Genomic DNA, 9,024 nt, shown 5'->3' on the forward strand with positions numbered 1-9,024 from the left:
GCCGCAGCCACGTAGTAGGCGGCCGAGGCGCAGGTCTCCTCCACCACGGCATAGATGGGCTTGTCGTGCTTTGCTTTCAGACGCCAGATTTCGTCGTTGATGATGCCGGCCTGCACCGGGCTGCCGCCGGGCGAGTCGATCAACAGCACGACGGCTTGCGCACCGGGATCCTCGAACGCGGAACGCAGCGCCGACACGATGTTGCTGGCACTGGCTTCGGCGTCCGGCCCGATCTCGCCGCGCAGCTCGATCAGCGCCGTGTGCGGTGTGGCGGTGGGCGTGGGTGGCACGACGTCGCGGTACAGCAGCCACGCCACGGCCCCGAACGCCAGCAGCCAGACCAGCCGCCAGACGTTGCGCCAACGCCGGGCGGCCCGCTGCTCTTGCAGCGCCGCGAAGGCGAGCTTTTCGAGCACAGCGCGCTCCCACCCCTGACCGGCCGGGTCGGCCGCAGGCGCAGGCGACGAGACGGCATCGGAGGCGATGGCTGGCGCGGGTGGCGGGGTTTCGGATGGCGTCATGGCGTTCTGAAGGCAACGGTGAAAGTTCGTATTGTGACCGCGAAAATAGCAGCGTGTCGCACGCCCGGTCGCAATGGCGAACAAGGCTCACGCCCCGGCTCGCCCACACGGCACTCCGCGTGCGGCTCGATCCCCGCCCTGGGGCGCCGCCGATGGGCCACGGGCCCCTCCATATCGTCCCCAACCCATGATGGGGCTCGCCCGGGCGCCCACTTCACCTCAGCGGTTGCGACCCGACATCGCGCGGCGGCAGCGACAATACGCCGATGGAGATTTTCGCCCCTGCCCTGACCCGGCCCATCGTGCTGGGTTCCACCTCACCCTACCGGCGCGAGCTGTTGAGCCGGCTGCGCCTGCCCTTCGAGACCGCTGCCCCCGAAGTGGATGAAACCCCTCTGCTGGGTGAGCCCCCGGCCCGCCTGGCGCAACGCCTGGCCCGCGCCAAGGCCGAGGCGGTCGCCCAACGGTATCCGCAGGCCATCGTGATTGGCAGCGACCAGGTCGCCGATTTGGACGGCAGCGCTGTGGGCAAGCCCGGCACGCACGAGGCTGCAGTGGCACAGTTGCGCGCGATGCGTGGGCGGACGGTGCGTTTTCAGACCGCACTGGCCGTCGTGTGTCGAGCCAGCGGCTATGCGGCGCATGATCTGGCCGTGGTCGAAGTGCGTTTTCGTGACCTGAGTGACGATGAGATCGAGCGCTATCTGCGTGTCGAGCGCCCCTACGACTGTGCGGGCAGTGCCAAGAGTGAGGGGCTGGGGATTGCCCTGCTGGAGGCCATCGTCAGCGATGACCCCACCGCCCTCATCGGCCTGCCGCTGATCCGCACCGCACGGCTGCTGCGCGCTGCCGGGGTAACGCTGCCATGAGCATGACGCCCCCCGAGACCGGGATGTCCAATGCGACCTCGCCCGGCACGCTCTACCTGGTGCCCACACCACTGGACTTTGGCTGCGCGCCGCAGCCGGACGTGCGCGAGGCCCTGCCCGCCTCGACCCTGGCGACGGCGGCCCGCCTGACGCACTGGATCACCGAAAACGCCAAGAGCACGCGCGCCTTCCTCAAGCGCGTGCAGGCGGTGGAGCCCCTGGCGGCCCCGCTGCAGCAGCACACCATCACCCAGCTGCCGCGCGATTGGCACAAACACGGCGACCGCCACCGGGGGACGGATACCCAGGCGCGCGAATGGCTGGCACCGGCGCTGCAGGGCCACGCCATTGGTTTGGTGAGCGAGGCCGGCATGCCCGCGGTTGCAGACCCCGGGGCCGCCGTGGTGCGCGCTGCCCATGCCCTGGGCCTGCGCGTGGTGCCGCTAAGCGGCCCGGTGTCGCTGATGCTGGCGCTGGCCGCCAGTGGTTGCCACGGGCAGCACTTTGCCTTTGTCGGCTACCTGCCGCAAGGCACGGGGGAACGCGCAGCGCGCCTGCGCGAGCTGGAAGCCGCCGCGCGCCGACTGGGCCAGACCCAGATCTTCATCGAAACGCCCTACCGCAACGCCGCCTTGCTGCAAACCGCGCTGCAAGTGCTGCCACCCGACACGCGGCTGGCACTGGCCTGCGGCCTGGGCCTGCCGATGCAAGCCGTGCACAGCGCGCGTGTGGCCGACTGGCGCCGCCAGCCGCCCCCCCTGCCGCTCGATCTGCCGGCCGTGTTCGTCCTGGGCCACTGAATCGAGGGCCCGCCCGCCGTCAGTGGCGGAAGTGGCGCACGCCGGTAAAGACCATCGCCACGCCGCGCTCGTCGGCGGCGGCAATCACCTCGGCATCGCGCACCGAGCCGCCTGGCTGGATGATGCAGGTGGCCCCCGCATCCACCACCACATCCAGCCCGTCACGGAACGGGAAGAACGCGTCGCTGGCCACCGCCGTGCCCTGCAGGCTCAGCCCCGCGGCCTGTGCCTTGATGCTGGCGATGCGCGCCGAGTCCAGTCGGCTCATCTGCCCGGCGCCCACGCCCATCGTCATGCCGTCCTTGCAGAAGACGATCGCGTTGCTCTTGACATACTGTGCCACCGCCCAGGCAAAGCGAAGGTCCTGCAGCTCCTGTGCCGAGGGCTGGCGGCGCGTGACGACGCGCAAGTCCTCGGGCCGCAGCACATGGTGGTCGGCAGTCTGCACCAGCACGCCACCGCCCACACGCTGCAGGTGCAGCGGGTTGCGCGTGACGGCCACGTCAGTCGGCAGCGCGATGCGCAGCAGGCGCACATTGGCCTTGGCCTTGAACACCGCCAGCGCCTCGGGCGCGAAGTCCGGTGCAATCAGCACTTCGACAAACTGCTGGGCCACCGCCTGCGCCGCCTGACCGTCCAAGGGGCGGTTGAAAGCGATGATGCCGCCGAAGGCGCTCGTCGGGTCGGTTTGGAACGCCTTGCGGTAAGCCTCCTGTGCCGTCGCGCCAATGGCCACGCCACACGGGTTGGCATGCTTGATGATGACGCAGGCGGGCGCCTCGAAGCCCTTGACGCACTCCCACGCCGCATCTGCGTCGGCGATGTTGTTGTAGGACAGCGCCTTGCCCTGCAACTGCTGAGCGGTGGCCAGCGACCCCACCGGCGCATCCGGGTCGCGGTAGAAGGCCGCTTGCTGGTGCGGGTTTTCGCCGTAGCGCAGGTCCTGCACCTTGGTCCAGCACGCGTTGAACTGCCCCGGGAACAGCTGCCGCGCGGGCTCGGCCTCGGGCGCTGGCACACCGGCCGACAGGTCCAGTGCCGACAGGTAGTGGCTGATCGCCGCGTCGTACTGCGCGATGCGGTTGAACGCCGCCACCGCAAGCTGCAAGCGCGTGGCGTCACTGATGCGCCCGCCATCCTTGAGCTCCGCCAGCACCGGGGCGTACTGCGCCGGGTCAGTGAGGACCGCGACATCGCGCCAGTTTTTCGCCGCCGAGCGCACCATGGCCGGCCCGCCGATGTCGATGTTCTCGATCGCATCGGCCAGCGTGCAGCCCGGGCGCGCTACCGTGGCCTCGAACGGGTAGAGGTTGACCACCAGCAGGTCAATCGGGGCAATGCCGTGCTGTGCCAGCGCCGCCATGTGCGCCGGCATGTCGCGCCGCGCCAGCAGCCCGCCGTGGATCTTGGGGTGCAGCGTCTTGACGCGGCCGTCTAGCATTTCCGGAAAACCCGTCACGTCGGCCACTTCGGTGACAGGCAGCCCAGCCTCGGCCAACAGACGGGCGGTGCCGCCGGTGGAGATCAGCTGCACGCCCAGCGCATGCAGCGCGCGCGCCAGCTCCAGCACGCCAGTCTTGTCGGAGACGGAAATCAGGGCTCTCATTGTCGGGGTCCTTGGGGGCAGTTGCAGAGAATCGGCAGGCTTGGGTTAGCCGTCGAGCAGGCCGTGCTCGAGCAGTTTTTTGCGCAGCGTGTTGCGGTTCAGCCCCAGCCACTGGGCGGCACGCGACTGGTTGCCGCGCGCGCGTGCCATCACCATCTCCAGCAGCGGCCTTTCCACGGCGCGCACCAGCATGTCGTGCAGGTTGGCCGGCTCGGTGTCACCGAGCGCCGCGAAATACGCTTCGAGACTGGCACGCACGCAGTCGGGCAGGTGGGCAGAGGGCGTATCCATAGGGGGTCGGGATCATCAGGCCGCCAGCAGCGCAGCCTCGGATTCGGGCAGGGCCATCGGCGCGCCAGCTGGCGCGGCGTCACGTTCGTCGAGGAAATCTTCCAGCGCCCGCAGCTGCTGCTCAGCCCGCTTGGCGGCGATGACGGCCGCACGCAGCCGCTGCTGGGCCGCCCGCGGGCCGCCCAGCGCGCGCAGGTACCACAACAGATGCTTGCGCGCGCTGCGCACACCGCTGTGCTCGCCATAGAGCGCGTAGTGATCCAGCAGATGCTCGCGCAGCCAGTCGCGCAGCTCGGCGGTGGTGGGTGGCGGCGCCGCCTGGCCGGTGCGCCATTCGTGCAGGATGTCGCGAAACAGCCACGGGCGCCCCTGCGCCGCGCGGCCGATCATCACCGCATCGGCGCCAGTGGCGCGCAGCACGCGCGCGGCCGCCTGTGGGCTGTCGATGTCGCCGTTGGCCACCACCGGGATGCGCACCAGCGTCTTGATCAACGCGGCCGTATCGTGCTCGGCCGCGCCGCCGTAGCCCTGCTCGCGCGTGCGGCCATGGATCACGAGCATCTGTACACCGGCGTCCTCGGCGATGCGCGCCAATCGAGGGGCGTTGCGCACCGCGGCGCACCAGCCAGTGCGCATCTTCAGTGTCACCGGCACGCCGTGCGGCGCGCACGCGGCCACCACCGCTTCGATGATCGCCGTCGCCAGCGCCTCGTCCTGCATCAGGGCGGAGCCAGCCCACTTGTGACACACCTTCTTGGCCGGACAGCCCATGTTGATGTCGATGATCTGCGCGCCGCGGTCGATGTTGTGGCGCGCCGCCTCGGCCATCATCGCTGGGTCGGTGCCAGCGATCTGGACCGCGATCGGCCCCGGCTCACCGTCGTGATTGGCACGCCGCGCGGTCTTGAGGCTGGCCTGCAGCTCTGGGCGCGACGTGATCATCTCGCTGACCGCGTAGCCGGCGCCCAGCCGCTTGCACAGGCGCCGAAACGGCCGATCCGTCACACCCGCCATCGGCGCGACGAACAGGCGGTTGGGCAATACATAGGGGCCAAGGGCCAGGCCGCCGGTCATGAGATGCGGACGGGGGGAGAATAGGGTTGCTGAAAAATTGGGCAGCATTGTACCCCCACCGGAACCCCGAGCGCCCAGCACCCAGCCCTGCCCCGCCGTCTATACTGCGCAGCGCTACCGAGCTACCCCCCATGAATGCCTGGATCGCGTCTCTGCTGCACACCCTGAGCCTGCCTGAAGTGGGCCTGGTGACGGTGTTCGTGGTGGCGTTCATTTCGGCGACGCTGCTGCCCATGGGGTCGGAGCCTGCGGTGTTCGCGCTGATCAAGCTCAACCCCGAGCTGTTTTGGCCAACCATCCTGGTGGCCACCGCGGGCAATACCCTGGGCGGCACGGTGAGTTGGGCCATGGGCTACGGAGCGCACGCGGCCATCGACCGTGCACGCGGCTCGCCGACGCATTTGCGCGCGTTGGACTGGCTGCAGCGCTTTGGCCCCAAGGCCTGCTTGCTGAGCTGGCTGCCGGTGGTGGGCGATCCGCTGTGCGCCGTGGCGGGGTGGCTGAAATTCCCGTTCTGGCCCTGTGTGTTCTACATGGCGGTGGGCAAATGCGCACGCTATGTGGTCATGACCGCCGGGCTGCTGTGGCTGGTACCCGGGGATTGGTCGGGGCTGATGGGCTGATGGAGCGTCCAGCGCCTCGGCCGCAGGGGGCCCATCTCGCGCCAGCATGGACCCAGGAACCGCGAAGATTCGTGCTCATTCGCCCGCGTCGAGCAGGCGCTGCCAGCCCTGCGGCCCAAGCTCACGCAGGGTTTGCAGGTTGCGTTCGACGATCGCCTCGACCGGGTCGCCCGAAGCCACGGCGCGCGCTACGCTGTCCTCGCGCAGCAGGTGCAGCGTCGCATAGGGCGCGCGGTTGGTGGCGTGGGTGATGTCGCCTGGATCGACGCCGTCGAACACGAAGTCCGGGTGAAAGGGGGCAACCTGGACCACCCCCTCCAGCCCGTGCTCTTCGATCACCCGGTCCACCACGTCCAGAAAGTCGTTGAAGACGAAGAAATCCGGAAACAGCGTCGGATGCACGAGCAGCGTCGTGTCGAGCACCTCGGCCGGTGTGTCGCGCAGCCGCAGCAGCTCGGCGTCCAGATCGTCCAGAAAGGCGTCCAGATGCCGCGCTTGGCTGACCGCGATGCGCACCTGACCCTTGGCCCAGACCGCCTTGGCGAACGGGCACAGATTCAGGCCGATGACGGCGCGCTCGATCCAGCGGCGCATCGCCGCCTCGACCGCGGGCACGTCGGGCGCACCGGGCGAGACGGCGGCAGCGCCGGGAGCGGGGACGGGCGCGGCAGCCACGGTCAGGCCAGCGACTTGAAGCGCACGCGCTTCGGGCGCGCCCCCTCTTCACCCAGGCGCCGCACCTTATCGGCCTCGTACTCGGTGAAGTTGCCGTCGTAGAAGTACCACTGGCTGTCGCCCTCGTACGCCAGGATGTGCGTACAGATGCGGTCGAGGAACCAACGGTCGTGGCTGATGACCAACGCGCTGCCGGCAAACTCCAGCAGCGCATCCTCCAGCGCACGCAGGGTTTCCACGTCCAGATCGTTGGAGGGCTCGTCCAGCAGCAGCACATTGCCGCCCTTCGCCAGGGTCTTGGCCAGATGCAGCCGGCCGCGCTCGCCGCCCGACAGATCGGCAACACGCTTTTGCTGGTCGTTGCCCTTGAAGTTGAAGCGGCCCAGATACGCCCGGCTGGGCATGACGAACTTACCCACGGTGATATTGTCCAGCCCGCCGGAGACGTCCTCCCAGACGGTCTTGCTGCCGTCCAGGCTGTCGCGGCTCTGGTCCACGAAGGCGAGCTTGGCGGTCTGGCCGATGATGATCTCGCCGCTGTCGGGTTTTTCCACACCCTGGATCATGCGAAACAGGGTGGACTTGCCCGCGCCGTTGGGACCGATGATGCCGACGATGGCACCCGCCGGCACACTGAACGAGAGGTTGTCGATCAGCAGCCGGTCACCGAACGATTTGCTGACGTTCTTGAACTCGATGACCTGTGAGCCCAGCCGCTCGGCGACGGGGATGAAGATCTCGTTGGTCTCGTTGCGCTTCTGGTACTCGTAGTCGCTGAGCTCCTCGAAGCGCTGCAATCGCGCCTTGCTCTTGGCCTGGCGACCCTTGGCGTTGGAGCGCACCCATTTGAGCTCCTCCTTCATGGCCTTGCGGCGCGCATCCTCGGACTTTTGTTCCTGCTCCAGCCGGCGCTCCTTTTGCTCCAGCCATTCGGAGTAGTTGCCCTTGTACGGGATGCCCATGCCGCGGTCGAGCTCCAGAATCCACTCCGCCGCGTTGTCGAGAAAGTAGCGGTCGTGCGTGATCGCCACCACCGTGCCGGGGAAGCGCTGCAGGAACTGCTCCAACCAGTGCACGCTCTCGGCATCCAGGTGGTTGGTCGGCTCGTCCAGCAGCAGCATGTCGGGCTTGGACAGCAGCAGCCGGCACAGCGCCACGCGGCGCTTCTCGCCGCCCGAGAGGTTTTTGATCTGGGCATCCCACGGCGGCAGGTTCAGCGCATCGGCGGCCAGTTCCAGTTGCAGGTCGGTGTTTTCGCTGCCGGCGGCAGCGATGATGGCCTCCAGCTCCGCCTGCTCGGCGGCCAGCGCGTCGAAATTGGCGTCTGGCTCGGCATAGGCGGCATAGACCTCCTCCAGTCGCTTCTTGGCCGCCAGCGCGCCGCCGATGCCCTCTTCCACCGCCTGGCGCACGGTCTGCTCGGGGTTGAGCTGCGGCTCCTGCGGCAGGTAGCCGATCTTGATGCCGGGCATTGGCACGGCCTCGCCCTCGAACTCCTTGTCCACCCCAGCCATGATCTTGAGCAGCGTGGACTTACCAGCGCCGTTGAGTCCCAGCACACCGATCTTGGCGCCGGGGAAGAAACTCAGCGAAATGTCCTTCAAGATCTGCCGCTTGGGCGGCACGGTCTTGGAGACACGGTTCATCGTGAAAACATACTGGGCCATCGCGGGCTACCCTCGGAAAAACAACGGATCGTGAAAAAAATGTCCCGGGATCGTGGCCCGGGTATCTGAGAATTATCCCAGTTATGCAACAATTCGCGTAGTCGGGCCTTGCAGTCGCGTCCCGGCTCGTCCTTCTGACCCCATCTGCCCTTGACTGAGCCTTCGACTGGTGCGCAGGATCGACCGATCCGCTAGCCGATGGCATGGGCCGATGCCGCGCGCCCCGGCATGGGCGCCCGACTTTCACATGACATTCGAAGAACTTCAACTGCTGCCGGCCCTCGTCGAGGCCGTGCGCGAGCAGGGCTACGAGACGCCCACCCCCATCCAGGCCGAGGCCATCCCCGCCGTGCTGGCCGGACATGACCTGCTGGCCGGTGCCCAAACCGGCACCGGCAAGACAGCGGCCTTTACCCTGCCGATGCTGCATCTGCTCGCCTCGCGCGGCGAGACACCCAAGCGCGGCCAGCCCCGCCCCATCCGGGCACTGGTGCTGACTCCCACCCGCGAGCTGGCCGCTCAGGTCGAGGACTCGGTCAAAGCCTACGGCAAGCACCTCAAACTCAAATCGGCAGTGGTGTTTGGCGGCGTGGGCCTCAATCCCCAGATCGAAAAGCTGGCCAAAGGCGTGGACATTCTGGTCGCGACGCCGGGCCGGCTGCTGGACCTGGCCGAACAGGGCCACCTCGACCTGTCCAAGGTCGAAATTCTGGTGCTGGACGAGGCCGACCGCATGCTCGACATGGGCTTCATCCACGACGTGCGCAAGGTGCTGGCGCTGCTGCCGGCCAACAAGCAGAGCCTGCTGTTTTCGGCCACCTTCAGCGACGAGATCAAGGCGCTGGCCGCCAGCCTGCTGCGCGAGCCGCGGCACATCCAGGTCACGCCACCCAACACC

At 68.1% G+C, this 9,024-nt stretch carries 9 protein-coding genes and 1 pseudogene; 4 read left to right on the forward strand and 6 right to left on the reverse strand.

What is annotated here, in order from left to right; genetic code table 11:
- A pseudogene (locus tag P3W97_RS02685) lies at window positions 1-521 on the reverse strand (S49 family peptidase); the annotation flags it as partial.
- A gap of 266 nt (window positions 522-787) precedes the next feature.
- On the opposite strand from P3W97_RS02685, the gene P3W97_RS02690 reads away from it, so the two are divergent.
- Window positions 788-1,390 (forward strand): Maf family nucleotide pyrophosphatase, encoded by a 603-nt coding sequence (locus P3W97_RS02690; RefSeq protein ID WP_300843528.1) that lies wholly within the window; start codon window positions 788-790, stop codon window positions 1,388-1,390.
- 23 nt (window positions 1,391-1,413) lie between these two features.
- Window positions 1,414-2,190 (forward strand): SAM-dependent methyltransferase, encoded by a 777-nt coding sequence (locus P3W97_RS02695; protein WP_300843542.1) that lies wholly within the window; start codon window positions 1,414-1,416, stop codon window positions 2,188-2,190.
- A gap of 19 nt (window positions 2,191-2,209) precedes the next feature.
- Here P3W97_RS02695 and purH read toward each other — a convergent pair whose 3' ends face one another.
- From purH to dusB, 3 genes are read right to left on the reverse strand one after another with little or no spacing between them, the layout of a single operon-like run.
- Entirely contained in the window at window positions 2,210-3,796 is a 1,587-nt protein-coding gene (purH, locus tag P3W97_RS02700; protein ID WP_300843530.1) for a bifunctional phosphoribosylaminoimidazolecarboxamide formyltransferase/IMP cyclohydrolase, read from the reverse strand.
- A gap of 45 nt (window positions 3,797-3,841) precedes the next feature.
- Window positions 3,842-4,087: a helix-turn-helix domain-containing protein gene (locus P3W97_RS02705; RefSeq protein WP_300843532.1), complete on the reverse strand. Its 246-nt coding sequence runs from the start codon at window positions 4,085-4,087 to the stop codon at window positions 3,842-3,844.
- 15 nt (window positions 4,088-4,102) lie between these two features.
- Window positions 4,103-5,161 carry a tRNA dihydrouridine synthase DusB gene (gene dusB / locus P3W97_RS02710; RefSeq protein WP_300843534.1) on the reverse strand — a complete coding sequence of 353 codons (1,059 nt, stop codon included), beginning with the start codon at window positions 5,159-5,161 and terminating at the stop codon, window positions 4,103-4,105.
- A 131-nt stretch (window positions 5,162-5,292) separates the two neighbouring features.
- Here dusB and P3W97_RS02715 point away from each other — a divergent pair, with 131 nt between their 5' ends.
- On the forward strand, window positions 5,293-5,784 hold the full coding sequence (locus P3W97_RS02715; protein WP_300843536.1) for a YqaA family protein: 492 nt from the start codon (window positions 5,293-5,295) through the stop codon (window positions 5,782-5,784).
- 75 nt (window positions 5,785-5,859) lie between these two features.
- Here P3W97_RS02715 and P3W97_RS02720 read toward each other — a convergent pair whose 3' ends face one another.
- Window positions 5,860-6,378 (reverse strand): DUF1415 domain-containing protein, encoded by a 519-nt coding sequence (locus P3W97_RS02720; RefSeq protein WP_300843545.1) that lies wholly within the window; start codon window positions 6,376-6,378, stop codon window positions 5,860-5,862.
- Window positions 6,379-6,461: 83 nt separating this feature from the next.
- Entirely contained in the window at window positions 6,462-8,126 is a 1,665-nt protein-coding gene (ettA, locus tag P3W97_RS02725; RefSeq protein WP_300843538.1) for an energy-dependent translational throttle protein EttA, read from the reverse strand.
- Between the two features lie 247 nt (window positions 8,127-8,373).
- Between ettA and P3W97_RS02730 the strand changes: the two genes are divergently transcribed.
- Window positions 8,374-9,024, forward strand: a 651-nt coding sequence (locus tag P3W97_RS02730; protein WP_300843540.1) for a DEAD/DEAH box helicase, incomplete at its 3' end; no start/stop codon positions are given.

Origin of the sequence: Tepidimonas sp., assembly GCF_029335975.1 — a bacterium.
Lineage (GTDB): Bacteria > Pseudomonadota > Gammaproteobacteria > Burkholderiales > Burkholderiaceae_C > Tepidimonas.